General features: G+C 72.2%; 1 pseudogene. It reads left to right on the forward strand.

What is annotated here, in order from left to right:
• Window positions 1–110: 110 nt before the first annotated feature.
• Window positions 111–608 (forward strand): annotated as a pseudogene (locus GJV64_RS15275) (MFS transporter); the annotation flags it as partial.

Consider the following 608-nt stretch of genomic DNA (forward strand, 5'->3'; position numbering starts at 1 on the left):
CTGGCCCCGGCTGGTGCCGCACCGCCGCCAGTCGCCCCGCAGCGCGCTGCACGGCGGTGAACCAGCTCCAGCCCACTGCCACAAGGGCCAGCCGCGCCACGGCGGCCTGGGTGACCGCGCAGGCGGTACGCGATCCCTACATCATCCTCGTTTCCATCTACATCTTCGCGCCCTGGTTCGTGGCGGCCGTGGTCGGCGATCCGGTCAGGGGCCAGGAACTGGTGGCGCAGGGCGGCAAATGGGGCGGCTGGGCGGTTATGCTCACCATGCCGCTGCTGGGCGCCACCATCGACCGGCTGGGGCCACGAAAGCCGCTGCTGGCCTTCGTGGTGCTGGCCATGGCGGTCTGTTGTGCCAGCCTGTGGTGGGTGGTGCCGCGTGGCAGCGGCCTCGACGGGCTGGGCGTTGCCTGGGTGATCGGCGTTGGCGCCGTGATGACCTGGCTGTTCTCCACCCACGACATGCTGCACAACGCGCTGCTGGTGCCGGCGGCGGGTCTTGCGGGGGCCGCGCGCGCCAGTGGCCAGGGGCTGGCGGCGGGCAATGCGGCGAGTGTCACGCTGCTGGTGGCGATGCTGGTGGCCTTCGCCCTGCCCGGCGTGGTGGAC

Origin of the sequence: Sandarakinorhabdus rubra (assembly GCF_010994245.1) — a bacterium.
Lineage (GTDB): Bacteria > Pseudomonadota > Alphaproteobacteria > Sphingomonadales > Sphingomonadaceae > Sandarakinorhabdus > Sandarakinorhabdus rubra.